Origin of the sequence: Candidatus Tokpelaia sp. (genome assembly GCF_008636115.1) — a bacterium.
GTDB lineage: Bacteria > Pseudomonadota > Alphaproteobacteria > Rhizobiales > Rhizobiaceae > QLZD01.
This window is the reverse complement of the sequence record NZ_QLZD01000031.1, coordinates 185777-211236: the sequence shown is the minus strand read 5'-3', so window position 1 is coordinate 211236 and position 25460 is coordinate 185777. Positions and strand designations below refer to the sequence as shown.

Below are 25460 nucleotides of genomic sequence, written 5' to 3'. Positions count from 1 at the left end.
TTGATAAACCGGGCTGAGAGGAATAACAGGCCAGGAGATATAGAGTGGCGGATAAATTTTTTTTTCCTGTTTCGCTTGCTGCCCGCCGCTATGCCGGGGCGTTATTTGAGGTCGCAGCGCCGGCTGCCTGCCTTGATGAAACGGCAAAAATTATGGGTTCTTTGGCCGTTTTGCTGAGAGAATCAGCCGATTTCCGCCGTTTTATTGCTTCTCCCCTTTATAAGGCAGAGGCGCAAAAGCGTGTCATGGCAGCTTGGGCGCAATCTGCCGGGCTTGATACGGCGAAAGGCGCCGGCAATATTATCCGCTGTTTTTTTGGAGTTCTGGCGCAGCATAAGCGTTTATTCCTGCTGCCCGATATTATTACGGCTTTTCAGGCGCAGATGGCGGCAAATAGCGGTGAAATTGCGGCCTTTATTACTTCGGCAGAAGAAATATCGGCCTCTCAGCAGCAGGAAGTGCTGGCTTTGCTGGCGCGCGCTGCGGCAAATGAAAAAATCGGCAAATATTTTGCCGGTAAAAAACCGGTTTTGCATAAGCAGATAAAGCCGGAATTATTGGGGGGCTTTATTCTGCGCTGCGGCTCTCTGCTGATTGATACGTCACTGCGCACAAAATTATCTGCACTTAAGCTTGCGCTGAAAGAGGTCGGCTGATGGATATTCAACCTTCGGAAATTTCTAAAATCCTGAAAGAGCAAATTGAGAATTTTGGCCGGGACGCGCAAATTTCCGAGATCGGGCAGGTTTTATCTATTAGTGACGGTATTGCGCGTATTTACGGCCTGGATAATGTTCAGGCCGGTGAGCTGCTGGCTTTTGACAGCGGCGTTTACGGCATGGCGCTTAATCTTGAAAATGATAATGTCGGCGCGGTGATTTTTGGCTCCGACCGCGCTATTCGCGAGGGGGAGCCGGTTCGTCGCACCCAGTCTATTATTGAAGTGCCGGTCGGCAAGGAATTATTGGGGCGGGTTGTTGATGCGCTCGGCAATCCGATTGACGGCAAGGGGCCGCTTAAAGCGGCAGAGCGGCGCCGCGCCGATGTGCGGGCGCCCGGCATTATTGCGCGCAAATCCGTGCATGAGCCAATGTCTACCGGCTTAAAGGCCATTGATGCGCTTATTCCCATTGGCCGCGGCCAGCGAGAGCTGGTTATTGGCGACAGGCAGACAGGCAAGACTGCTATTATTCTCGATAGTTTTCTCAATCAGAAGCCGGCGCATGACAGCGGCCAGGAAAAAGATAAAATTTATTGTATTTATGTTGCCGTGGGGCAAAAACGCTCTACTGTGGCGCAATTTGTCAAAGTGCTGGAAGAGCGCGGCGCTTTGGATTATTCCATTATTGTGGCGGCGACAGCGTCTGACCCGGCGCCAATGCAGTATCTGGCGCCTTTTGCCGCCTGCGCCATGGGGGAATATTTCCGCGATAACGGCATGCACGCGCTGATTGCTTATGATGATTTGTCCAAGCAGGCCGTTGCTTATCGGCAAATCTCGCTTTTGCTGCGCCGCCCGCCGGGGCGTGAGGCCTATCCCGGTGATGTATTTTATTTGCATTCCCGCCTGCTGGAGCGCGCTGCCAAAATGAATGATGCGCTGGGTGCCGGTTCGCTTACTGCTTTGCCGATAGTAGAAACACAGGCCAATGATGTTTCCGCCTATATTCCGACCAATGTTATTTCTATTACAGACGGGCAGATTTTTCTTGAAACAAATCTGTTTTATCAGGGCATTCGCCCGGCGGTTAATGTTGGTCTGTCGGTTTCACGCGTTGGTTCTTCGGCGCAAATCAAGGCGATGAAGCAGGTGGCCGGCTCGATTAAGGGCGAATTGGCGCAATATCGCGAAATGGCGGCTTTCGCCCAATTCGGCTCGGATTTGGACGCAGCAACCCGGAATTTGCTGGGTCGTGGCGCCCGCCTGACAGAATTGCTGAAACAGCCGCAATTTTCGCCGCTCAGGGTAGAGGAGCAGGTGGCGGTGATTTTTGCCGGGGTCAGCGGTTTTCTTGATACGCTGCCGGTAGAGGAAATTGGCGAATTTGAGCAGAATTTTTTGCAATTATTGCGCACGGATCATGGCGATATTCTTGCTGATATTCGCACAAGCGGGCAGTTAACGGACGAAACGCGGGCAAAGCTGCAGGCAGTGCTGGATTCTTTTGCTCGCAAAACAGTTTAGGCTCGACGATTAGGGACTATTATGGCCTCGCTTAAAGATTTGCGCGATCGTATTGCCTCAGTCAAGGCGACGCAAAAAATTACCAGAGCCATGCAAATGGTGGCGGCGGCCAAATTGCGCCGCGCGCAAGAGGCGGTGGTGGCAGCTCGGCCTTATTCTGCCAGGCTGGAAGATGTTCTCGCTGATATTCCTGTCAATCCGGCAAAAGCTGATATGCCGGCTTTAATGCGCGGGCGCGGGCGCGATAAAGTGCAGCTTGCCGTTATCTGCACCGCTGATCGCGGCCTGTGCGGCGGTTTTAATATGCAAATTGTGCGCCATGCGCGCGCCTTTTTGCGTGCTCGCCTGAGTGAGGGCAAACAGGTTAAAATTATTACAATCGGTAAAAAAGGCGCTGAAATGCTCAAGCGCGAATTCGGCGCTTTGTTTATCGATTCTGTTAATGTGAGTCGCTATAAAAATGCCGGTTTTGAGCAGGCGCGCGCTATTGCTGAAGATATTGTCAAGCGCTATGATCAGCAGGAATTTGATGTCTGCACCTTGTTTTATTCTGAATTCAAATCGGTAATCAACCAGCAGCCGCAGGCGCAGCAGCTCATTCCTTGCGGGCAAGGCTTTGAAACCGGCGGGGGCGGCAGAGCGGCGGGGGAAGAACAGGCCGGCAAAGCGACACAACCCGCCGGCAGCGCCCCGGCTTTTTATGAATTTGAGCCTGATATAGCCGATGTGCTGGCAGATTTGGTGCTGCGTCTTTTGTCGGCGCGAATCTTTCGCGCTTTGCTGGAAAATGCGGCCGGTGAAATGGGCGCCAAAATGACGGCAATGGATAATGCAACGCGAAATGCCGGCACCATGATAGACAGCCTGTCTATTACTTATAACCGCCGGCGCCAGGCGCGCATTACTACGGAATTGATTGAAATTATCGCAGGTGCGGAAGCACTTTAAGGCAGAAGGTAAAGATCTATGGCACAAGCAGAAAGTGCAGGCTTAGCGGAAAACATGGCGCAGGGAAAGCAAAATTCCGCCGCGGGCAGGGCTGTCGGCCGCATTAGCCGTGTTATCGGCCCGGTTGTTGATGTGCAATTTGGCAGCGAGGCTGATTTGCCGCTCATTCTCAATGCGTTGGAAACGGAGAATGCCGGTGCCAGAATGATTTTGGAAGTAGCGGGGCATTTGGGTGAAAATACAGTGCGCACAGTCGCTATGGGGGCGACAGACGGCCTGGTTCGCGGCGGGGAAGTGCGTGATACCGGCGCGCCTGTTTCTGTCCCGGTGGGGGAGGCAACGCTTGGTCGTATTATGAATGTTATCGGTGAGCCGGTTGATGAAGCCGGGCCGATTGCTACTGAGCATTATCGCGCCATTCACCAGCCGGCGCCTGCTTATATTGATCAATCGACTGAAAAGGAAATGCTGGTAACCGGCATTAAAGTGGTGGATTTGCTGGCGCCTTATGCCAAAGGCGGCAAAATCGGCCTGTTTGGCGGTGCCGGTGTGGGCAAGACGGTGCTGATTATGGAGCTGATCAATAATATTGCCAAAGGTCATGGCGGTTATTCTGTCTTTGCCGGGGTGGGGGAGCGCACGCGTGAAGGCAATGATTTATATTATGAAATGATTGACAGCCGGGTGAATATTGACCCGCGCAAAAATAACGGCTCGGCCGAAGGCTCCAAATGCGCGCTGGTTTACGGCCAGATGAATGAGACTCCGGGCGCGCGGGCGCGGGTTGCTCTTTCCGGCCTGACAGTGGCGGAATATTTCCGCGATCAGGGACAAGATGTGCTGTTTTTTGTCGATAATATTTTCCGCTTTACCCAGGCGGGGTCGGAAGTATCTGCTTTATTGGGGCGCATACCTTCTGCCGTGGGTTATCAGCCGACTTTGGCGACAGAAATGGGAGCATTGCAAGAACGCATTACCAGCACGAATAAAGGCTCTATTACCTCGGTTCAGGCTATTTATGTGCCTGCCGATGATTTGACCGATCCGGCGCCGGCGGCAACTTTTGCCCATTTGGACGCTACCACTGTGCTGGCGCGCTCTATCGCTGAAAAGGGTATTTACCCCGCAGTTGATCCGCTGGATTCCACTTCACGCATTTTAGATCCGCAAGTGGTGGGCGAAGAGCATTATCAGGTGGCGCGCCAGGTGCAAAGCATTTTGCAAAAATATAAAGCTTTGCAGGATATTATCGCTATTCTGGGCATGGACGAATTATCAGAAGAGGATAAAGTGACCGTGGCGCGGGCGCGTAAAATTGAGCGTTTCCTATCGCAGCCTTTCCATGTGGCAGAAGTATTTACCGGCGCCAAGGGCAAATTAGTGGCGCTGGAAGATACGATTAAAGGTTTTAAGGGCCTGTGCGCCGGTGATTATGATGCCTTGCCTGAGCAGGCTTTTTATATGGTAGGCTCGATTGACGAGGCAGTTGAAAAAGCCGGAAAAATGCAAAAAGAAGAAGTCGTTGAAAATCAGGAATAAGGCTTAATGAGGCCTGCTGCCGGGTTTGAAAGCGGCGGGCAATGGCGTTTTGGGCTTGCGGGCGGCTGTTTGCTTGCTGTGGCTTTGTCTTTTTTGCAGCGGGCCGCGATAGCTTTGGCTTTGAGATAATGTGATAATGGCAGGCATGCGGTTGCTGTTTGGGCAGGAATATAGCAGATTCTGCCGGAATATTGCCGCCGGCTGCGGCAGGTTTGATGTGTGGCGGGGACTCCATTTTTGTCGCAAAATAAAGAAAATTTGGAAGGCGAGTGAAATATGGCCGGAAAATTTCAGTTTGACCTTATTTCTCCAGAGAAAATAGTATTTTCCGCTGAGGTGGAAGAAGTGAATATACCGGGGAGCGAAGGTTATTTTTCTGTTCTGGCCGGGCATATGCCGCTGATGACCCGCGCTGTGCCCGGGTCGGTGCATATTCGCAAAAGCGCGGGTGAGGCGGTGCAATTTATTATTTTCGGCGGTCTGATAGAAGTAAAAACGGACAAAACATCATTATTGGCAGAATCGGCCGTGCCGCTGGCCCGGCTGGATAAGCAGGATATTGAGCGCCGTATTGCCCATGCGCGCAATTTGTTAAAAGATGTGCGCACAGAAGACAGCCGCAGCCGGCTGGAAGAGTTTATCTACCATATGTCGGCCATTAAAAGCGCGGAGATTGGCGGTTAAAATTGCCGGCTGCTTGCGTAATGGCCGGTATCGGCGCGGCTATTATCGGTGCAGATGAAAATTACCGGCCTGGTGTGGGACTGTGTGCGTGCAAAAACGGCCGTGCCTTTGGCTTGGGGAGTTTATCTACCATTTGTCGGCGGTTAGAGATCCGGATAAGAGAAGCTGAAATTATCGGTTGCTTCTCGCCGTGCCTTGAGCCGTTGCGGTGGCTGCCGGCAGCGGGCATTGCCGGCTTGCACGATCACTAGTCTTAGGGGTGATTGCGGCTTCTGCGGGTAGTGGAGCACTGCTGCCTTGCTGTGCCTGCTGCTCCTGTTCCAGCATTTTTCCTATTAGCGGTTTAAAATATTTATCCTTAATTGCTGTTAGCGAGGCCTGGTCTTTCTTCAACAGGCGCTGTAATTTCCTGGCATAAGCCTGCCTGGAGAAGCTGAAGCAGCCGGTAATTGCCGCTTCGGCGCATTTCAGCCGGAAATCTGCAATAATGGCTTTTATATTGCTTTGGTTACAAAATGCCTGCAATTCCGCTTTGGGCGCCTTGCCGTGAGCGATATAATCATCACCCACATACATGCCGGTTATGGTGATTTTTTCCGGGCTTTTGCCGTGATCATCATAGGCGGCAATATCCAGCCCGGGGAAATAATGCGCGGCAATGCGGCGGCCTACTTCGCTTGAGACATCGGGCGCATAAAAGCCGATGCCGCGAAAGCTGGCCGGCATCAGGCCGGGCAAAGGGGGTGGAAGCGCCATTTATCGCCGCCTCTCTGCCTGAATAAATGCCACAGCACCCCAGAACAGGCAGCCGGCCCATGCTAAAAATGACAAAATAATCAGCCCATTCAAAATATAAAGCAGCATATAACGCGCCTTTTTGTGAGGTGGAAAAGCCGGCGCGAGAAGCGGGAGGAAACCGCGCCGGCTTATGCCCCCGATTATGGCGCAGCCACAGGCAAAAACCTATCCGCGCCAAGGCGCGGGTAAGGCGAAAAACGCGCGCTGGCTGGACGGCGGCGCGTGCAACAAAAAAGATATTTTTTTGAAAAAAATGCAAAATAGAACTTGTAATAGCATACTGTATATGCCATTAAAATAGGCATGGAAGCAATCAGGCTTTCATAGCAGAAAGGAAGGTGAGACGCTTGAAACCTTCTAAGGAGTTTAGACTGAGGATTAAATTTTTATCGTGCCAGATAGAAATAGTCTTCAAATTCTAAAACAAACGGGGCGGGAAGAAATTCCCGCTCCACCTTGGGAGACAAGCTATCACCTTCCTTTTATACAGGCATAATAGCATGGACAAAGAAAAATTCAAGCTTTGGCGCAAAAAAATGGGTTTTAGCCAGATAGAGGCAGCTAAAGCCTTAGGCATATCGCGCCTGTCCGTGCAGAATTATGAGCGCGGTATGCGGCTTGAAGACGGCCGGCCAGTGCGTATACCGCACCCTGTTGCTCTTGCCTGCGCGGCGATTGCCGCCGGGTTAAAGCCCTATGGTGATTAAGGCCGGGCAATCATACGGCCGCTGTCAACGGCGTTGATCGGCTCGCCGTTAAAACGGCCGCTGACCTCTGCCTGACCGCCCAGGATTTTGATAGTCATATCGGCTTTATTGTCAATTTTGACCGGCGCCGGCATAGGCAGGCCGTTAATGCCGCCATTCTGGCGGAAAAAATCACCGGTGGTGCGATTGGCCTTATAGCCGGGCAGAGCTTCAGCGGCCTTGCGCTCCCTCTGTGTTGCTTCCCCCATTTTGGCTAAATCAGCAGGCGATATTTCCACTGCGCCATTTTCGACAAAAGTTTCCCCCTTTATCGTAACCCTCTTTCGCAGACGGCAATATGTCCAGATTCCTGGACTCAAACCATAATTGCCGGCTTGCTGTAATAATTACAGCTTTATCTTCGCGGTTAGAGAATCTGTGCCGCAGGCTGGATTTGCCGCCGCCATTGGGCGCCAAGGATAAAGAGAGTCTCGCCCAAGTGTAATTCTATAGACAGTCCCTCAATCTGTGCTTGAAGCAGCGATTCGCCGGCAATAAGCGGGATAGTGAGAGGAAAGACTGCGGTCTTTGTCCTTGCCGTCTCAGATTCGGCCGCATTATTTTGAGAATCAGCCCTGGAACTGGAAGCCTGCCCCCTCTTTTTCCTCTTCCCGGACGCTTTGTTGCTGCCTAAGTCAGCGACTCAGCAAAGCAGCGGATTTTACATTTATATTAGCGCTTGCCGGCCTGATTCCCAGTGTAAATTTACGTTAGCCGGCAAAAAACGGTCAAGCTTCTGACGCCGCCTTTCCCCATCATAAAAACAATTATCCACGCAAAAGATTTGTATATATTTTGTGCGTAAGTGATTGTTAACGGCTCTTATATACTATATATAGTCATAGGAATTTGGTTTCGAAGAGTCTTCGGTCCTGCCGAAAGTCTCCTCATTCAGGGATTATAATTCGAGATTCGGGAATTTTGGCTATGGTCACTATTTATAGCAAATCATCATGTATGCAGTGCACGGCGACTTATCGCGCCTTTGAAAAACGCGGCATTGCTTTCAAGATTATCGATATAGCGGCCAATAGTGAAGCCTATTCTTTTATTACCGGGCTGGGTTATCGCCAACTGCCTGTGGTTGTTGCCGGAGAAAAACATTGGGCCGGTTTCCGTCCGGATATAATCAGTCGGCTTGCCTGAATTTCGCCGCCTCTGCCGCTTTTCCGCTCATCAGCCGGGGCAGGTAAAGCTGTATTTGTTGTGGGGCGGAAGTCGCGGGCGAGTGGGTAACAGGTACCGCTATATTTCAGCCAAAATCGTTTCAGCCGCAATCCGGCCTGCGGTAAAGTGGGGGCTGCTATTCTTTTCATAGCCTTATGTGAAGGAGCCAGAGTGCAAAAGGGGCGGTGAGGCGCAGATGCTGCTATTGTCGCATATCTGTTTCAGACGGCCTTCGCGGCTCTATTTATACAGATAAAGGGTTATACAGATAAAGGGAGGGGCAGGAGGTATAAATGATCGATTATGTCGTTTATTATTCCAGTGAAACCGGCAATACGCAAAATTTTGTTGAGCGCCTGGCTGTGCCGGCGCTGCGCCTGCCGAAAAAGGGTGCGCTGCCGCAAGTGGACAGACCTTATATTTTGATTATGCCGACTTACGCTGACGGCGAAGGGCGCGGGGCGCTGCCCAAAGCGGCGATTCGCTTTCTCAATATTGCCGAAAATCGCGCGCTATTGCGCGGGGTGGTGGCGAGCGGCAATCGTAATTTCGGCCTTTATTATGCTTTTGCCGGCGATATTATCGCCTATAAATGTGCCGTGCCGTGCCTTTATCGTTATGAATTGCGCGGTATGCCCGGTGATGTGCATAATGTGCGCCGCATTTTGGCGCAAATACCGGGGTAAGACGGCCCGCGAGCCTTTAAAATAGCGGCTTGATTGCGGCAGCAGCCGGAAATCGGGGAGTCCTGACAGGAGTTATAATGCAAAGCGGAACAAAAGACAGCAGCCGGCAGAATGATTATCATGCCTTGAATGCCATGCTTAATCTCTATGATGCCAATGGCAAAATTCAATTTGCCAAAGATAAAGAGGCGGCGCGGCAATATTTCCTCAATCATGTCAATCAGAATACGGTATTCTTCCATAATTTAAAGGAGAAGCTGGATTATCTGGTGGAAGAAGACTATTACGAGGCCGAAATTCTGGCGCAATATAATTTTGCTTTTATCAAAAAACTGTTCCAGCACGCTTATGCTTATAAATTCCGCTTTCCCACTTTTTTGGGGGCGTTTAAATATTATAACGCCTATACGTTGAAGACTCGGGACGGCAAGCGTTATCTTGAGCGTTATGAAGATCGCGTCTCTATGGTGGCGCTGACTCTGGCCGGCGGCAATGAGGGTTTTGCCCTGAAACTGGTTGATGAAATGATTAGCGGCCGCTTCCAGCCGGCAACGCCGACTTTTCTCAATGCCGGCAAAAAGCAGCGCGGCGAATTTGTCTCCTGTTTTTTGCTGCGGCTGGAAGATAATATGGAATCGATTGGCCGGTCAATCAATTCGGCTTTGCAGCTTTCCAAGCGCGGCGGCGGCGTGGCGCTGAGCCTGACCAATTTGCGTGAGACCGGTGCGCCGATCAAGCAGATTGAAAATCAGTCTTCCGGCGTGGTGCCGGTGATGAAACTGCTGGAAGATGCTTTTTCCTATGCCAATCAGCTTGGCGCGCGGCAGGGTGCCGGCGCGGTTTACCTCCACGCTCACCACCCGGATATTATGCGCTTTTTAGACAGTAAGCGCGAAAATGCCGATGAAAAAATCCGCATGAAGACTTTGTCGCTGGGCGTGGTTATCCCCGATATTACTTTTGAGCTGGCGCGCAAAAATGAGGATATGTATCTGTTCTCGCCCTATGATGTGGAGCGCATTACCGGCAGGCCGATGAGCGACATTGCCATTAGTGAGCATTATTATGCTTTTGTTGATAATGCGCAAATCGCCAAAAAGAAAATCAATGCCCGCAATTTCTTCCAGACTCTGGCGGAAATCCAGTTTGAATCCGGCTATCCTTATATTGTTTTTGAAGATACGGCCAATCGCGCCAATCCGATTGCCGGGCGGATCAATATGAGCAATCTCTGCTCGGAAATTTTGCAGGTCAACAGCGCCAGCAGCTATGAGGCTGATTTAACCTATAAGCATATTGGTGAAGATATTTCCTGTAATCTGGGTTCGCTCAATATTGCCAAAGCTATGGATTCTGCCGATTTTGCCGCTACAATAGAGCTGGCGGTGCGCGCCTTGACCGCCGTTTCCGATATGAGCCATATGGCTTCGGTGCCGTCTATTATTGCCGGCAATGATAAAAGCCATGCTATTGGCCTTGGGCAAATGAATTTGCACGGTTTTCTGGCGCGGGAAAAAATCCATTACGGCTCGCCGGAAGCGCTGGATTTCACCAATATTTATTTTTATTGCATGGCCTATTATGCCCTGCTGGCTTCCAACAAATTAGCGCAGGAACGCGGCGCAAGTTTTGCCGGCTTTAAGGATTCCGCTTATTATGACGGTTCTTATTTTGCCAGATATATTGAAAAGCCGCACAGGCCGGAGCATGAAAAAGTGGCAGCGCTGTTTGCCCGCAGCAAAATTGCCGTGCCCGGGCGGGAAGACTGGCAAAAACTGGCCGCATTGGTTAAAGAGCACGGGCTTTATAACCGCAATTTGCAGGCTGTGCCGCCCACCGGCTCTATTTCCTATATTAACCACGCTACCGCCTCAATCCACCCTATAGCCTCACGCATTGAAACACGCAAAGAGGGTAAAATCGGCCGGGTTTATTACCCTGCGCCTTATATGAATAATGATAATCTTGATTATTATCAGGACGCTTATGAGATAGGCGTGGAGAAAATTATTGATACTTATGCGGTGGCGACACAGCATGTTGATCAAGGCCTGTCGCTGACGCTGTTTTTTAACGATACCGCTACCACGCGCGATATTAACCGCGCCCAGATTTATGCCTGGAAAAAGGGCATCAAGACCATTTATTATATTCGCCTGCGCCAGGCGGCGCTGGAAGGCACAGCAGTAGAAGGCTGTGTTTCCTGTAGCCTGTAACCGGTTTTTGGCAGCAGAAAGGGCAAATAATGCCGAATTCCAACACTTATTGGGTGCATAGCCGTCCGGGCGGCGGTTATGCGGCCACGCGTGAAGGCGGCAAGCGCGCCTCTGTTACGGCGGATACTCAGGCAGAAGCCTGGGGTGAAGCCCGCCGCCTGGCCGGGAAATCCGGCGGAGAGGCGTTTTTAACGCGCAAGGATAATCACCGGATACGTGCACGCAACACTTACGGGCGCGACCCTTTCCCGCCAAAGGGCTAGCAAAACAGCAGGGGCGGAGAATGCTTACAGGGATACAGGCAGGCAATAGAGAGAGGCCGGTTTTTGTGGCGTGCTTCTCAATGGCCGGCCTGGCAGAAAATCTGAAAGAGAAAAGCCATGACGACCACCATTGACAAAGATAAAGCCCAAACCGTGCTGGCGGTGAACTGGAACCGCCTGCAAGATGACAAAGATCTGGAAGTATGGAACCGGCTGACCAGCAATTTCTGGCTGCCGGAAAAAGTGCCGCTTTCCAATGATGTGCCGAGCTGGGGGCAGCTAACGCCGCAATGGCAGCAATTAGTGATTCGCGTTTTCACCGGCCTGACTTTGCTGGATACGGTGCAAAATACTATTGGCTCTTTATCGCTGCTGCCGGATTCTGAGACCCCGCATGAAGAGGCAGTGCTGACCAATATTGCCTTTATGGAAGCGGTGCATGCGCGCTCTTATTCTTCTGTCTTTTCTACCTTGTGCCTGATGCCGGATATTGATGATGCCTTTGAATGGAGCCGGGAGAATAAATATTTACAGGAAAAAGCGCATCGAGTTATCAGTTTTTATAATGGTGCAGACGGCGCCAGGCGGAAAGTCGCCAGCGTGTTTCTGGAGACTTTTCTGTTTTATTCCGGCTTTTATCTGCCGCTTTATCTTTCCACCCGCGCCAAGCTGACCAATACCGCCGATTTGATCAGGCTGATTATCCGTGATGAAGCTATTCACGGTTATTATATCGGCTATAAATTCCAGAAAACCATGGCAAAGCGGACGGAGTCCGAGCGCAAGGAAATGCACGAATTTGCTGTTGATTTGCTGATGTCTCTCTATGAAGTGGAATGCCAATATACGGAAAGCCTTTATGATGATGTCAAGCTGACAGAAGATGTCAAAATGTTTTTGCATTATAATGCCAATAAGGCCTTGATGAATCTTGGCTATGATCCCTTATTCCCGGCCGAGATCTGCGCGGTCAACCCGGCCATTCTGGCGTCTTTATCGCCGACTTCCGATGAAAATCACGATTTCTTTTCCGGCAGCGGCTCTTCTTATGTTATCGGCAAGGCACAAGCTACCGAAGATGAAGACTGGGAGTTTTGATAAGAGTGGGGCAGCAAGCCGATTTATTTGAAGATAGTCAGTATATAGCTATGCGCATTGCCGAAGTCGCTTATCGGTTGAATGTGTCAGAAGCCTCCGTGCGGAATTGGGTGAAAGCGGGTTATCTTCAGCATAGAGACGGTATAGGCATTGTTCGCCAGTCATTTGAAAATTTCTGTCACAATGTGGCCGGGAAAGAAAAACTGGTGAGTCGGGCTAATAAATCGCGATCTTCGCAACACGATCATGTCGAGCTTAGCAGTAAAATATTAGCGCGTCTGCAAGCCGGTGAAGCTGTTTTACCACTGACTGAGATTTATCAAAATTCTTTGTCTGATTCTTATCGTAATAAAGAGGGGATTTATTATACGCCGCCAGATATTTGTCGAGTATTATTAGCTGATATTGCTCTACCTGCCTCTCACAAGACGTTTTGCGATCCATGTTGCGGTAGTGGCAATTTTATCATTGAGGCCATTCATCGTGGCTTTTTGCCGCAGAATATCTATGCCTATGATAGCGACCCCGTGGCTGTGGCTTTAACAAAACAACGTATTTTTGCTGAGACAGGTTATAAAAGTGATACGATATTTTGCCGGGATTTTCTCGAAGATACTGTCAGTTTTAGGGACGAATCTCTGTTTTTTGATGTGATAGTGACAAATCCCCCATGGGGGAAAAAGATACAACATATTGAAAAAGAAAAATACGGTAAGCTGCTGGGTGAAAGCCGGAATCTTGATAGTGCTGCTTTGTTTTTCTTCGCTGCCTTGCAGCGGTTAAAAGAGGGAGGCTTTTTGGCCTTATTACTGCCGGAAGCTTTTTTCAAGATCGCTGCTTTTCAGAATGCACGACAAAAATTGCTTGAATATAAACTGCTTGGCCTTAGAGATTTTGGCCGGCCTTTTAAGAAAATTATGACAAGAGCGCAGTCTTTTTGTCTTGAAAAAAATAAAAATAGGTTGAGGAAGGTGCTTTGTAGTGTAAATAATACTTCTTTTACGAGGCAGAAAAGCTCTTTTGTCAATAATCCTGCGGCGATTATCAATTTTTCTGTAGATTCCGCCGATGAACAAGTCCTGGCAGCAATTTTCAGTAAGCCATATGTCACTTTAGAGCGGAATGCCCAATGGGGGCTAGGCATAGTGACCGGTAATAATAAAAAATTCTGCCGTTCTGAACCGTTTGAGAATTCTATTCCTGTTTATAAAGGGACAGATATTTATAAAGGGCATAGCCATAAAGTTACGAATTTTATTCCTGACGACTTTTCTCTTTATCAACAGGTTGCCCCTATCGCTCTATTTGAAGCGGAAGAAAAGCTTCTTTACCGTTTTATTTCGTCAGAACTGGTTTTTTATCGTGATACAGAGCAAGCTTATTGTTTGAATAGTGTGAATATGGTGAAGCTTTTAAGCGGTTTTCCCTTCTCTCATAGCCTTATCGCTAAAGTGTTCAATACAGATTTATATAGCTGGATATTCAAGAAATTATTTAATACTCATAAAGTATTACGATCTGACCTTGAAAAACTGCCGTTGCCGATAGAGTTTCTAAAAAGCAAAAACAGTTTTTCTGAAAGTGAGCTGATTGAATATTTTAATATAGGCAAGCAGGATAATGGAACTTTCAGAATTAAAGGCTAAAATTTGCAATTCTTTTACCGGGTCACAAACGGAACTGGATCGGATTCTTGCTTTGGTTGAGCAGGATAAGGCTGTTTTCCCTTTTAATGAATATGAGCATTTGATATGCAATCTTATTGAAGCAAAAGGGCTGGGTTTTGCGCAATATATGGATATTCGCTCTGAATATATTGCCGCCAATCCTTATCTTTGGATATTTGAAATCGCTGCGCCAAGAGGATTTGGTGAAAAATTTGCTCAGACTTATGTTTTAGGAAAATGTTCCGCGTTAAAGCCGGCTTCCAAAAGGTTAGACTCTGAATTTTCCGGTCAATATGACCTTTGGCTTGATGGTATCAAAATTGAAGTTAAAGCCTCTCGTGCTGTTGATAATGCAGGAGAGGGGCCGCTTTATGTCCGTGCTTTATCAAGAAATACAAAACAGGGTTTCTTAATGAATTTTCAGCAGTTAAAACCGCAATGTTGCGATGTTTTTATTTGGGTTGCCGTTTTTAGAGATGAAATTGTGCTTTGGGTCATGAGCAGCAAGGAGGTTCATAATAACCCGCTTTATTCAAAAGGGCAGCACAGGGGCAATAGCGGCAATGAAGGGCAATTACATGTCAAACACGATAATATTGCCTTATTTGATAAATTCGAATTGAAAAATGATAATTTAGAGCAAGCTGTTCGAGACGCATTTGCCCGTAATCAACAAAATATTTGAAGAGTCGAAACAACCGCTGGCGTCCCGCAGTTTTGCAGAACGCTGTTAAGAGTCAGGGCAGCCGGCGGAATATGCCGCCGGCCGCTAAAAATTATCAAATCTCGGTGAATAATTCGGCCGGATCAAGGCGGGATTTGGGGCGGGTTGCATTGCCGTCATGCGCGGCGCGGTGGCCAACCGCCGCCAGGCATATTCCTGCCAAATGCTGTTTGGCAAAGCCGAATTCCTGTTCCAGAATTGCCGGGTCAAAGCCTTCAATCGGCGTGGCGTCCAGCCCCATGGCGGCCGCGCCCAGCAAAAAAGCGCCAATATTAAGGTAGGTCTGCCGCGCCGCCCATTCCGGCAAATCTTTCAGTGTTTTGCGGTGAATATCAACAAAGAATTTCCGCCCTTTATAGCCGGCTTCCTCAATTTCCTCATTGCCGCTAAAGCGCCCGTCCTCCCGCTCTTTATCGGTCAAATGCTGCAAATAGCTATCGTCCATTTGCGTGCGGGCGCAAAAAATAACCACCGCCGCCGCATCAAGAACGCGGGTTTTGTTAAAAGCAAAAAGCCCTTCCATTGCTTTGGCAATACGCGCTTTGCTCTTGGGCGTGGCGGCAATAATAAAATGCCAGGGCTGGGAATTAACGCTGGAAGGCGCCAGCCGCAGCAGCTCTTTAATCGCGCCCATTTGCTCAGGCGTCAGCTTTTTATCGGGGTTATAATGCTTGGTCGTATAGCGCTTGCGGGCAATTTCAACAATGTCTTTCACGGTTTTAAAACTCCTGTTTTTGATTTTCCCAATAAAGCGAACAAGGCTGCCGCATTTTTATAAAGGCTATCAGCCTTTCTTCTTCCGGGCTGTGGCGGCAGCGATAAGCCCGTCCAGCCATTGTTGGTGGCCGTTAAGCATCGGATTAGGCCGGGTTTTCGCCAATTCTTTGGCCGGATTGCCGTTTTGCGTCTCCTGGGTGAGGATACGCACCCGATTTTGCGGTAAATCTTCCACCAGCCAGGCGTGATGCACATCTAACCGGTCTGTGCCTTCCCCCGCCCAGCCATGCCAGGCAATCCGCGCCGGTTCGCCGCTTGCCGGCGGCGCATATTCCACCACCTCTGCCTCGACGGGGAAGCCGAAAGTCTCAAAATAAAAGCGGCTGCCCAGCTTTAAGACACGCTCTTGCGGGTTGTGAAAGCGAATATTGGCCGAATTGGCATAATAAGACGGCCATAAATGCGCCTGTTCCAGCAGCGGGAAAATATCCGCTGCGCTCAAGCCGGCGCAAATTGCCTCATTGGAAGCAAAATTATCCGTAAAGCCGGGGAGATAGGCCTCAGGCCAAGTAATGGCGGACATGAACTGCTCCTGTTGAAACTCATTGCCTGATTTAATCGGGCGATGATAACAATAAAATATGGCATAAAAAGGAAAATAAAGGCGAAATGCCTCAGGCAGAAAATATGCGGGATAAAGCGAGCGGCCTGTGGCGGAGAGAGAGGGATTCGAACCCCCGATAGAGTTGCCCCTATGCCGCATTTCGAGTGCGGTGCTTTCAACCGCTCAGCCATCTCTCCCGTAAGCCCTGAGTGATAGCGTAAAAAACGCGGTTCTGGCAAGCCTTAATTGCGCCAAATTGCGGAAATTTCTTGACTCTGCCTCATATCAGGCCGTATAAAGCCCCTTATGTGGCCAAAGGGCATATGTGCTTTATTGCCGCATGGTCAAAGGCGGAGTTCCGCCGCCAAAAATATTAACAGGCTGATAAAAAGACGAATTGCTTTTTTGCCCTGCTGCCAGCTCTGTTTACAGGGAAGAGCCGGGGAAAAGGTGGTTTTCGTGATAGAACGGAAGGTAAAAATGTTCGCAGTCATTAAAACCGGGGGCAAACAATATCGCGTTGCGGCCGGAAGCTTGATAAAAGTAGAAAAACTTGCGGCTTCAAGCGGCGCAAAGGTAGAATTTAAGGAAGTTTTGCTGATTGGCGAAGGCGCTGAGGCTAAAATTGGCGCTCCATTTGTTGAAGGCGCGGTGGTGACAGCCGAAGTGGTGGAACAAGCGCGCGCGCCAAAGGTAATTGCCTTTAAAAAGCGCCGCCGGCAAAATTCCAAGCGCACGCGCGGCCATCGCCAAATGCTTACTCTGGTGCGCATTGCCGAAATTGTGGCTGGCTGAGATGCTGATGAATATTGCCGGCGCTGTTTAAAGGCGAGGTTGAGATACAGGCTTGCTGTTTATCATTTTGGCTCTGCCGCCTGAGTTCAGGCAGGGGAGTGAGAGAAGTCAAGGAGAGTAATAATGGCACATAAAAAAGCCGGCGGGTCATCGCGCAATGGTCGCGATTCGGAATCCAAGCGTTTGGGTGTAAAAAAATTTGGCGGCGAGCATGTGCGGGCCGGTAATATTATTGTGCGCCAGCGCGGCACGCAATGGCACCCGGCCGAAAATGTCGGCATGGGCAGGGATCACACATTATTTGCTTTAACCGAGGGGCGGGTAGCCTTCCGGGAGAAAGCCGGAGGCCGCCGCTCAGTGGCGATTGAGCCGCTTTTGACGGCGGCAGAGTAAAGACCGGCCGCTTTTGACGGCGGTAAAATAAAAGCAGGCTGCCTTATGCTGTGGTAAAGCAGGATAACCGCTTTTAGCGGTGCCGGGCGGGAATAGCCGCGATTGCTGGCATTGTTATAAAAGCTTCTGCTTTTGGCTGCGGCAGAGTGGGGGCTGGCAGTTTCTGCTCTGAGCTTTGTTCTGTCATTTTGCTTTATGCCCTGAATATGTTGAAAGGGGGAGATAGCGCGCTATCTTCCCCTTTTTCGTATTGGGAGATAAGCAATGCGTAGTGTGGATTTGCGGGGAAACGGCTTTTTACAAAAAATAAATTGCCCGGTTCTGGTGACCCGCCGGCTGGTTTTGCGCCTGCCGCATAGTGAAGATATAGAGGCGCTGGTCACCCTGGCCGATAACCGGCATATTATCAGCCAGTTTGATGAAATGCCCTCTCCTTTTACCCGAGCCGCTGCTGAAGATTTTGTTAGCCGCGCCGCAAAAGGGCAGGCGGCGCATTATGTTTATGCTGTTACGCGGGCTGATACGGGGGAATTTATCGGTTGCTGCGGTTTTGGCGGCAATGCCGGCAAAATGGGGAAAAATGCCGAACCGCCAAGGCAAATTATGGCGCCGGCCAATGAAGTTCCGGCTGACGGGCGGCAAAGCCGGCCCTATAAATCTTACAGGCGGCAGAGCAATGCAGAGCAGGGTGGTGCCGCTTTGCTGCCGGCCGATAAGGCTGCCGCAAATAAAAATTCAGCCGGGACGGAGATTTTCTTTTGGCTGGGAGAGCCTTATTGGCGGCGGGGTTACGGCACGGAAATTGCCGCTGCTCTGATAGATGCCGCTTTTCGCGCCACAGAGCTGGAGGCGCTTTATGCCCGCCTGCATGATACAAACGCTGCCGCGCGCAAAATTTTGCAAAAATGCGGTTTTTCTCTTCTTTACAGCAGCGGCCATATTGCCCAAGGGGCAGACAGGGCGCAGGCTCTGGCGCATTATAGCCTGAGCCGCGATTGCTGGCTTGATTTGCGCCGCTCAGCGCCGCGGCGCGCCATTTAGGCCGCTCTCGCTGTCTCAGGCAGCGCGGCGCGGCTTATCCTGCACGGGTTACAATAAGCTGCTTGCCCATTACTGCCCGTGCCCGCTCCAATATTTGCAGCCTGGTTGGATAATTTCAGTCCAATATGCGGCGGGCTTCATTTTCTTGCTTGCCCAGGCGATGCGCCGGCTCTGTTTTAGTGATATTGCTTTCCTCAAAGGCTGTGATGACCGCAAGCTTCAGAGAGTTCCAGGCATTGGGCGCGATAGCTGTTCTCTCACATATTTTTGCCGGAGGAAGCGGTTTGCCGGCGGCATAATAACTGCGCCAGGCCAATCCCAAAGCTTGTGCCGCATTGGCCAGTGTTTCGGATCTATCGTCACCTGCTGTTATTGCCTCCGGCACATCAGGAAAACTGACGATAAAGCCGCCGTCCGGGTCTGACTCAATGTTTGCGTAATAAATATAGCCCATTTTTATAAACCTTATTTGCCGATATGGAGAAAATATCCGGACGGGCGTTAAAGCCCTGACTGCTTTTTGACTATTTTCGCATAAAGCGGGCTTAGCGCGCCGGATTTTATAATTGCAGTCTTATTACCGGGGCAAACCGCAAAATGTGAATCTTTGCCGGTATTCTTTACCTGTTGCGAATCACAGCCCTTGTTGTCGAGCCGCTGCCCTCAATGCCCGCAAAAAGGCGTCTCTTTTCATTTAATACTATCATTCGCATGAAAAAGCAGCGGCTTTAAGCGGTTTCGCCGCGCTCCACCGGGCGGCGGCAGAGTATAATTAAAGCCAGGGCCGAAAAGCCGGCAGCAATAGCTGTATAAAAGCCGGCCTGAGCGCCAAATCGGTCAATAGCCTGGCCGGCCAAAGCCATGCCAATAGCAAAGCCGACACCCATGCCGGTCATGGCCCAGCTTATGCCCTCGGTCATTTTTTCTGCCGGCGCCAGCCGCTCTATCAGTTGCATGGCGATAATAATGGAAGGAGAGCAGGCGGCGCCGGCAATAAACAGCATTAAGGTCAGCCCGCCAATACTGCTCACCCATAAAAGCGGCAGGGTTGTTATGGCGGCAATCGCCATGGCGGCAATAAACTGGTGTGACAGCCGCATTTTCAGCCGCATGGCGCCATAAATTATCCCGGTGATAAAAGAGCCGAAAGCATAAGCGGAAAGCGGCCACATAGAGCCGGCAGGATTGCCCTGTTCTTTGGCAAAGGCAACCGAAGCAACCTCTGCCGTGCCGAAAATAGCGCCCATGGCCAGCAAAGTGGCAATAATAACGGCAACAGGCAGCATAAAAATAACCGGCCGGCTTTTCCGCCCGCGATTTTTATTATAAATAATTTTCGGCTCTGTCTTTTTTTGCAGGCAAAACAGGCCGGCGCCGACAGCCAGCAAAACGGCCGAGCCCAGCAGCCCCGCTTCGGGGAAAAAGCCGGTGGCCAGATAAACCACCAAAATCGGGCCGGCCATAAAAATTGTTTCATCAAGAGTAGATTCATAGGCAAAAGCCGTATGCAGCTTGAGCGAGCCGTGAAACAGGCGCGACCAGCGGGTGCGGACAAAGGCGCCAAAAGCCGGCATAAAACCAATGCCGGCCGCGCACAGAAACAGGCACCAGGCCGGCGCGCCCAGCCGCACGGCGAGGATAAGCGCCAGCATGGCGCCAACGGCTAAAGCAGTGGCCGGCACGGCAATCCTGGTCTGGCCAAAACGATCGGCCAATCTGGAAATTTGCGGCGCCAGAATTGCTCCGCATACGGCATAGATTGTGGCCACGGCACTGGCCAGCGCATAATGGCCGCGCTCCATAGAAATCATGGTGACAATACTCAGCGTGTTCATCGATAGTGAACAGCGGGCAATAAGGCCGCAAATAGAAAAAGCAAAACTGCCGGGCGCACGAAATATTTCAATATAAGGATTGGCCATTGCTAAACTCATGAGAAGTTTTTTAATATATTTTGTGAGAATAAGGCAATCGCGCGGCATGAAAAAGCAGGCAGGCCGCATCATACTTCGTGCCCCGGCAAGATAGCGGTTTTTGCCAAAGAAACAAGCCTCAATCGTAAAATCTGCCGGATTAAAGCGTTTTTTACTTTGCCGGGCGTTTTGTGCCGTCATAGCCACGCAGTCTGACAAAACCGATAGAAGCAAACACTTGCTGTCAGCAGAGCGCCGCTCTGCGGCCGTGCCCGGTAAAGGAGGCGCAAACCTATATAGCGCCTGTCGTTCCTTGCCGCTTATCGGGGTTGAGGGCATGAAATTTTAGCTATTGTCTCAGCAAAACCCTGCTAGAGTGAGCAGGCAAGCAGAGAAGGAGGGGCTGAAAATTGCCTTTTTGTTTCAGGAAGCAAGCTTTGTAAGCCGGCTTCCTGCCAAGGCAGGAGGCAAGTCAATTCAGCCGCTGCCCTGAGCTGCTGCGCTCACAGATGCCTGATATTTAAAAGCAGGGAGCCCGGTAAGCCGGTCACTTTTTTTAAAAAAATTCTGCAAAGATGCGCTGATATATGTTCCCCCCGGCGCGGCCGGCCTTGATAGCGGGCAGATAAGATGCATAAGCGCTTTTTGCCGGCTTTAATAAAGCTGTGTCCGCGTTAAAAGGCCGCCGCCGGCAGAAGGCGCGTGATTTGCAGCGCTATTGTCGGTAGCAGCCCGCAGTCTGCCGGAATTCCGGCGCACGTTCTGACCGGCCATAATGCTAAAAGCGATAAAGGCAGAAAGGTTTGCCGATAGAGAAAGGCAAAGCCGGCAAAAAATGCGCTATAAGCACTTTGCATTGGCTGCCGCCGGCCAAGCCGGCCATAAAGGCAAAAGCATATTTGCAGGGAAAATATTAACTGTATTATTATAATAAAATCAAGTAATTTTAATGATTCATTTATACTATACGGCAATTTTTACCCTAAAGATAAACTATTGTGTTACTATATAGGCGCAACAGGCTAATCTTCATGGTTTTATCAGGCCGGGCCGGTAACAAGACAGGCTGATAACCCCGCCCCCGGCTGCCGGCAGGCGCGGCTTATCTGTTCATAAGGGGCTCAAAAAGGCAGCTTAAACCCGGGCAGAACAGGCAGACCGGCGGTGATAGTCTGTGTCTTTTCAGCAATGACAGTTTCAATTTTTTCTTTGGCTTCATTATAGGCTGCCAGCAATAAATCTTCCAGAATTTCCTTTTCTTCTTCCTTCATCAGGGAAGAATCAATATTAACGGCGCGCACTTTGCCGTCTCCGCCCAGGGTAATGGCCACCAGGCCGCCGCCTGCTTTCCCCTCAGCCGTTAAATTTGCCATTTCGGCCTGCAAATCCTGCATTTTGGTTTGCATTTCTTTGGCTTTTTTCATCATACCCATAAGATCGCGCATGGTTTTCTCCTTATAATATGAATTTCGCCGGTTTGCGGCTTTATGCCAGGCTGTAACCCCGCCTTATTGCCTTATTATTTTCTCAGTTGTTTTGGGTGAAGCTTCATTTTGCGGTTTAAGCCGCACTTCTCTCAATTCCGCTTTGGGGAAATGGTGTAACACAGCCGCTACTTCGGCATTGTTTTTTGCCTCTTCTATCAGCGCCTGATTGTGCTTTTGCTCTTCTTCCGCCAATGTGGCACCGCCGCCGCTCGCCACGGCCTGCACCTGCCGGCGCTCGCCCGTTGCCGCCAGCAGCAATTCGGCAATTTGCCGCTCAATATCTTTTGGGGCATTAGCCATTGGCACAAAGCGGAAAATATCAGCCTGCCCGGCTTCTGCGGCAGATTCCGGCCCGACCGGGCGGATAGATTCGCGCAAATGGAATTTTAACGGCAAATTACCCTGTTTTTCGGCCATTGCCACCAGTTTTTGCAGGCTTATTGCGCCGTGTCGGGCGGCAGGCGGTGAAGCCGCTGCCTGAGGCTTATCCATTATTGCTGCGCCTTTGGCTGTCGCTTCAGGCTTTGCCGGCTTTGCCTCGGCATTTGCTGGTGAAGTTTTATCGGCCTGAGCCTGAGCCGCTATCGCCTTTGCGGCTGCTGTTACTCCCGCTGCCGTCTGTCTTGTCTCCGGCATTCTACTGCTTGACGACACGGCCAGCATTACCGGCGCGGTTTCCCCATTTTGTCTGCTTTGTTCCAGAAGGCGCAGGGCGTCATCAAGATTAGGCAAATCAGCCGCATGGCACAGGCGGATAAGCAGCATTTCTGCTGCCGCCAGCGGCCGGGCGGCAATTTCCACCTCACTCATGCCTTTTAACAGCATTTGCCAGTTACGCGATAAAATGCGCAATGAGAGCTTTTCAGCAAATTGCGCCGCTTCTTTTCGCTCTTCTTCTGCCAGTGAAATATCGGCCGCCAGCTCCGGCTGGAAGCGCAACCGGGTGATGAGGTGGTTAAAATCAGCCAGATCGCGCAAAATTACGCCCGGCTCGGCGCCATAAGTATAAAGATGTTGTAATTGCGCCAGCGCCTCTGCCGCGCGGCCCTGCATAAGCAGGCGGAACAAATCAATAATTTGTGCACTGGAGACCAGGCCAAGCATAGTGCGCACTGCTGCTGCCGTAATCCGGGCCGCCGCGGCAGAAGTGCCGCCGCTATGGGCAATGGCTTGATCAAGGATAGAAAGGCAGTCACGCACTGAGCCTTCACCCGCCCGCGCTATCATGGCCAGAGCCGCAGGCTCCGCCGCCACGCCTTCTGCCGCGGCGATTTTTTGCAAATGCTGTGTCAGCAGGGCGGCATCTACCCGGCGCAAATCAAAACGCTGGCAGCGCGACAAAACTGTTACCGGCACTTTGCGGATTTCAGTAGTGGCAAAAATAAATTTGGCATGCGGCGGCGGCTCTTCCAGCGTTTTTAACAGCCCGTTAAAAGCCTGGGTAGAGAGCATATGCACTTCGTCAATAATATAGACTTTATAACGCGCCGCCACCGGGCGATAACGCACTTGTTCAATAATTTCGCGAATATCGTCAATGCCGGTATGGGAAGCAGCGTCCATTTCCACCACATCAACATGGCGGCCTTCCATAATTGCCTGACAATGCTCCCCCATTTCTTCCAGCCGCACAGTCGGCCTGTCGATAGTGGCGGTTTGATAATTAAGGGCGCGCGCCAAAATGCGGGCTGTCGTGGTTTTGCCGACACCGCGCACCCCGGTTAACATCCAGGCCTGCGCAATCCGCCCCATGTCAAAAGCATTGGTCAGCGTGCGTATCATCGGCTCCTGGCCGATAAGATCGGAAAAATTTTGCGGGCGATATTTGCGGGCAAGAACACGATAGGCCATATTGGGCGCTGTCTGATCCATGCCTTTATCCCCGTTTTCGCTCAAAACCCGCCCCCGTAATGCAAGGGAAAAGGAGAGAGAGCAACAACCCGCACCGGCAAACTCGTCAGGGCTGCTTTCTTCCGAACCTGACCCGGTTGGCGAGGGGTGCGTCCATTGCCTCTCTCCCGCTTTATCTATTGCCAATTTGGCAGCAAAATGCAAGGGAAAGATTTTCACCTCCGGCTCGCTGCCTGTTAAAAACGGCTATTTGGCAGAATTTTTGCGCTTCCCAACCGGATTATACGTGAAAAAAAAACTTGCCAGAGACGCTGTTTTCGCCCTATGTGTCAGAAGCAAACAGCGTGGCGGAGGGCCTTTGTGTCTGATAAATTTACCCTCGATAAACGGCTGGCGGCAGAGAGTGTTTTTGCTGCTGCCCTGCCTTTATGCGATGTGCGGCTCATGCGAGAGCAAAGATGGTTCTGGCTGTTATTAGTGCCGCGGGTAAAGGGCGCAGCAGAAATTTTTGATTTAAGCGCCGCGCAGCGGGCGCAATCTATGGAAGAAATCAATTTTGCTGCCAAAGGGCTACAGCGCGCCGCCCCTTGCGATAAAATCAATATTGGCGCTTTGGGCAATATTGTGCGCCAGTTGCATATTCATATTATTGCCCGGATAAAGGGTGACGCCGGCTGGCCCGGCCCGGTTTGGGGGCGCGGCGCGCGGCAGGATTTGCCGCCGGCCGGCCAGGCGGCGCGGCTTACTGCCATTCAGGCTGCCCTGGCGGCCGGTGTCGGCGGGGATATGGGGCCAAAACTGTCAAATCTCTTGCCATAATGGCAGTTTTATGCACAAATTGCTGCGCCTGAAGGGGATAAAACACAAAGAAAGCCGGAAGAAAAGTGGCAAAATTTTTTCATTTTATAGCCTTATTGCTGCTCTGGCCGGGCAGTTGCGGGCTTTATCCTGCCGCAGCACAGGCAGAGCCGCTGCGTATCGGCACAGAAGGCACATATCGCCCGTGGACAATGGCCGATGCCAATGGCCGCGTAACCGGTTTTGATGCCGATATAGCGCAATCTGTCTGCCGGAAAATCGGCGCGCAATGCAGCTTTGTAGTGCAGAATTTTGACAGCCTTATTCCGTCCCTTATCCGGGGCGGGCGGTTTGACATAATTTTCAGCAGTCTTTCCATTTCCGCTTCCCGCCGGCAAAAAATTGATTTCTCCGTGCCTTATGCGCAAATGCAAAACCTGTTTGTCGTGCGCAGGGAATCTCCCTTGGCTGCTGTCAAGGATAAAGACAGCCTGTTTGCCGCCTTGAAGGGGAAAAGGCTGGGCGTGCAAAATGCTACTACCCATGCTTTTTATGCTGAAAAACATATTGGCGGCGCCGATTTGCGCAGCTATGACACATTTGACGATTTGCTGATGGATTTGGCCAATGGCCGGCTGGACGCCGCTTTCGCCGATACGGCTATTTGGAGCGCTTATCTGGCCAGGCCGGAAAACAGCCGCCGCTTTACTTATGTTAATGTCATTATTCCCATGGCAGACGACCCGGCCACCCTTGGCGGCGGTGTGGCTGCCGGCCTGCCGAAAGGGGCAGACACGTTGCGCCGGCGCATAAACCAGGCAATTTGCGCGCTGGAGGCCGATGGCACGGTAAAAAGGCTGAGCGAAAAATGGTTTAACGGCGCTGATATTTCTGCCCCCTGTAGTGGGGAGGCTGAAAACGCCGCGCCATGAGCCGGATCAAAGGCAATAATTGACAGGAAAGGTTTGGGGGCAGAAGCCTTGCTGCGCGGCGGGCCAGGCCTATGAGAATGAGCCGGCTGCCGGGCGCAGCCTGAGGGCGGAGCAGCGGCGCTGCGAATCGAAGCAGTAGGGGAGCCGGGTTCAGGCGCGGCAGCGCTGCCGGCCGGGGCGGCAGATTGTGCCGGGAAATGCGTTTTTT

26 protein-coding genes, 1 tRNA gene, 1 other RNA gene and 1 pseudogene are annotated in these 25460 nt (G+C 51.0%); 19 read left to right on the top strand and 10 right to left on the bottom strand.

All coding sequences use genetic code 11. The annotated features are described in order from the left end of the window. The first annotated feature begins 44 nt into the window (after positions 1–44). The 5 genes from atpH to DPQ22_RS05900 all read left to right on the top strand — a co-directional run bounded on the left by atpH (position 45) and on the right by DPQ22_RS05900 (position 5356). Positions 45–656: an ATP synthase F1 subunit delta gene (gene atpH / locus DPQ22_RS05920; RefSeq protein WP_150214074.1), complete on the top strand. Its 612-nt coding sequence runs from the start codon at positions 45–47 to the stop codon at positions 654–656. Further along, complete coding sequence (gene atpA / locus DPQ22_RS05915) at positions 656–2185, top strand: F0F1 ATP synthase subunit alpha (RefSeq protein ID WP_150214072.1); 1530 nt, start codon at positions 656–658, stop codon at positions 2183–2185. The genes atpH and atpA overlap by 1 nt, the downstream gene beginning before the upstream one ends. A 21-nt stretch (positions 2186–2206) precedes the next feature. Then, on the top strand, positions 2207–3133 hold the full coding sequence (locus DPQ22_RS05910) for a F0F1 ATP synthase subunit gamma (protein ID WP_150214070.1): 927 nt from the start codon (positions 2207–2209) through the stop codon (positions 3131–3133). Between the two features lie 54 nt (positions 3134–3187). After that, positions 3188–4672: a F0F1 ATP synthase subunit beta gene (gene atpD / locus DPQ22_RS05905; protein WP_246681515.1), complete on the top strand. Its 1485-nt coding sequence runs from the start codon at positions 3188–3190 to the stop codon at positions 4670–4672. A 276-nt stretch (positions 4673–4948) separates the two neighbouring features. Beyond that, positions 4949–5356, top strand: coding sequence for a F0F1 ATP synthase subunit epsilon (locus DPQ22_RS05900; RefSeq protein WP_150214067.1), 408 nt, complete (start codon positions 4949–4951; stop codon positions 5354–5356). 171 nt (positions 5357–5527) lie between these two features. Here the strand turns inward: DPQ22_RS05900 and DPQ22_RS05895 are convergent, their stop codons facing one another. After that, complete coding sequence (locus DPQ22_RS05895) at positions 5528–6112, bottom strand: DNA circularization N-terminal domain-containing protein (protein WP_150214065.1); 585 nt, start codon at positions 6110–6112, stop codon at positions 5528–5530. Positions 6113–6296: 184 nt separating this feature from the next. Between DPQ22_RS05895 and DPQ22_RS08905 the strand changes: the two genes are divergently transcribed. Together DPQ22_RS08905 and DPQ22_RS05890 are read left to right on the top strand one after the other, a co-directional pair. After that, on the top strand, positions 6297–6455 hold the full coding sequence (locus tag DPQ22_RS08905; RefSeq protein ID WP_190323165.1) for a hypothetical protein: 159 nt from the start codon (positions 6297–6299) through the stop codon (positions 6453–6455). Between the two features lie 199 nt (positions 6456–6654). After that, on the top strand, positions 6655–6861 hold the full coding sequence (locus DPQ22_RS05890) for a helix-turn-helix domain-containing protein (protein WP_150214063.1): 207 nt from the start codon (positions 6655–6657) through the stop codon (positions 6859–6861). On the opposite strand, the gene DPQ22_RS05885 is transcribed toward DPQ22_RS05890, so the two are convergent. After that, the gene (locus tag DPQ22_RS05885) at positions 6858–7220 is read right to left on the bottom strand and encodes a hypothetical protein (protein ID WP_150214061.1); all 363 of its coding nucleotides are present in this window, start codon (positions 7218–7220) and stop codon (positions 6858–6860) included. The two genes, DPQ22_RS05890 and DPQ22_RS05885, sit on opposite strands and share 4 nt — an antisense overlap. Positions 7221–7827: 607 nt before the next feature. Here DPQ22_RS05885 and nrdH point away from each other — a divergent pair. From nrdH to DPQ22_RS05850, 7 genes are all read left to right on the top strand, one after another. Beyond that, entirely contained in the window at positions 7828–8046 is a 219-nt protein-coding gene (gene nrdH / locus DPQ22_RS05880; RefSeq protein ID WP_150214059.1) for a glutaredoxin-like protein NrdH, read from the top strand. Between the two features lie 317 nt (positions 8047–8363). After that, a complete protein-coding gene (nrdI, locus tag DPQ22_RS05875) occupies positions 8364–8753 on the top strand; it encodes a class Ib ribonucleoside-diphosphate reductase assembly flavoprotein NrdI (RefSeq protein ID WP_150214122.1) in 390 nt (129 codons plus the stop codon). 77 nt (positions 8754–8830) lie between these two features. After that, positions 8831–10969: a class 1b ribonucleoside-diphosphate reductase subunit alpha gene (gene nrdE / locus DPQ22_RS05870; RefSeq protein WP_150214057.1), complete on the top strand. Its 2139-nt coding sequence runs from the start codon at positions 8831–8833 to the stop codon at positions 10967–10969. Positions 10970–10998: 29 nt separating this feature from the next. Continuing rightward, the gene (locus DPQ22_RS05865; protein WP_150214055.1) at positions 10999–11232 is read left to right on the top strand and encodes a DUF2188 domain-containing protein; all 234 of its coding nucleotides are present in this window, start codon (positions 10999–11001) and stop codon (positions 11230–11232) included. Between the two features lie 117 nt (positions 11233–11349). Beyond that, the gene (gene nrdF / locus DPQ22_RS05860; RefSeq protein ID WP_150214053.1) at positions 11350–12330 is read left to right on the top strand and encodes a class 1b ribonucleoside-diphosphate reductase subunit beta; all 981 of its coding nucleotides are present in this window, start codon (positions 11350–11352) and stop codon (positions 12328–12330) included. Positions 12331–12335: 5 nt separating this feature from the next. After that, entirely contained in the window at positions 12336–13976 is a 1641-nt protein-coding gene (locus tag DPQ22_RS05855; RefSeq protein ID WP_150214051.1) for an N-6 DNA methylase, read from the top strand. After that, positions 13951–14682 (top strand): hypothetical protein, encoded by a 732-nt coding sequence (locus tag DPQ22_RS05850; RefSeq protein WP_190323164.1) that lies wholly within the window; start codon positions 13951–13953, stop codon positions 14680–14682. Before DPQ22_RS05855 ends, DPQ22_RS05850 begins: the two co-directional genes overlap by 26 nt. 94 nt (positions 14683–14776) lie before the next feature. Here the strand turns inward: DPQ22_RS05850 and nfsB are convergent, their stop codons facing one another. From nfsB to DPQ22_RS05835, 3 genes are all read right to left on the bottom strand, one after another. Then, positions 14777–15436, bottom strand: coding sequence for an oxygen-insensitive NAD(P)H nitroreductase (gene nfsB / locus DPQ22_RS05845; RefSeq protein ID WP_150214048.1), 660 nt, complete (start codon positions 15434–15436; stop codon positions 14777–14779). A gap of 69 nt (positions 15437–15505) precedes the next feature. Further along, positions 15506–16021 carry an SRPBCC domain-containing protein gene (locus DPQ22_RS05840; protein ID WP_150214045.1) on the bottom strand — a complete coding sequence of 172 codons (516 nt, stop codon included), beginning with the start codon at positions 16019–16021 and terminating at the stop codon, positions 15506–15508. A gap of 128 nt (positions 16022–16149) precedes the next feature. Continuing rightward, positions 16150–16239 (bottom strand) — tRNA-Ser (locus tag DPQ22_RS05835). A gap of 283 nt (positions 16240–16522) precedes the next feature. On the opposite strand from DPQ22_RS05835, the gene rplU reads away from it, so the two are divergent. From rplU to DPQ22_RS05820, 3 genes are all read left to right on the top strand, one after another. Continuing rightward, complete coding sequence (gene rplU, locus DPQ22_RS05830) at positions 16523–16837, top strand: 50S ribosomal protein L21 (RefSeq protein ID WP_150214043.1); 315 nt, start codon at positions 16523–16525, stop codon at positions 16835–16837. 123 nt (positions 16838–16960) lie between these two features. Next, positions 16961–17230, top strand: coding sequence for a 50S ribosomal protein L27 (gene rpmA / locus DPQ22_RS05825; RefSeq protein WP_150214041.1), 270 nt, complete (start codon positions 16961–16963; stop codon positions 17228–17230). A 264-nt stretch (positions 17231–17494) separates the two neighbouring features. Further along, on the top strand, positions 17495–18271 hold the full coding sequence (locus DPQ22_RS05820) for a GNAT family N-acetyltransferase (RefSeq protein ID WP_150214039.1): 777 nt from the start codon (positions 17495–17497) through the stop codon (positions 18269–18271). Between the two features lie 34 nt (positions 18272–18305). On the opposite strand, the pseudogene DPQ22_RS05815 reads toward DPQ22_RS05820, so the two are convergent. From DPQ22_RS05815 to ffs, 5 genes and pseudogenes are all read right to left on the bottom strand, one after another. After that, positions 18306–18725, bottom strand: a pseudogene (locus DPQ22_RS05815) (type II toxin-antitoxin system HicB family antitoxin). 274 nt (positions 18726–18999) lie between these two features. Further along, a complete protein-coding gene (locus tag DPQ22_RS05805) occupies positions 19000–20385 on the bottom strand; it encodes an MFS transporter (RefSeq protein WP_246681508.1) in 1386 nt (461 codons plus the stop codon). A 920-nt stretch (positions 20386–21305) separates the two neighbouring features. Beyond that, entirely contained in the window at positions 21306–21629 is a 324-nt protein-coding gene (locus DPQ22_RS05800; RefSeq protein ID WP_150214037.1) for a YbaB/EbfC family nucleoid-associated protein, read from the bottom strand. A 63-nt stretch (positions 21630–21692) separates the two neighbouring features. Continuing rightward, a complete protein-coding gene (locus DPQ22_RS05795) occupies positions 21693–23543 on the bottom strand; it encodes a DNA polymerase III subunit gamma/tau (RefSeq protein ID WP_150214117.1) in 1851 nt (616 codons plus the stop codon). A 52-nt stretch (positions 23544–23595) separates the two neighbouring features. Beyond that, positions 23596–23690, bottom strand: an RNA gene (gene ffs / locus DPQ22_RS05790) — signal recognition particle sRNA small type. A gap of 192 nt (positions 23691–23882) precedes the next feature. Between ffs and DPQ22_RS05785 the strand changes: the two genes are divergently transcribed. Further along, the gene (locus DPQ22_RS05785) at positions 23883–24341 is read left to right on the top strand and encodes an HIT family protein (RefSeq protein ID WP_246681506.1); all 459 of its coding nucleotides are present in this window, start codon (positions 23883–23885) and stop codon (positions 24339–24341) included. A 65-nt stretch (positions 24342–24406) separates the two neighbouring features. Beyond that, on the top strand, positions 24407–25252 hold the full coding sequence (locus DPQ22_RS05780; RefSeq protein WP_150214034.1) for a transporter substrate-binding domain-containing protein: 846 nt from the start codon (positions 24407–24409) through the stop codon (positions 25250–25252). The last annotated feature ends 208 nt before the right edge of the window (positions 25253–25460 follow it).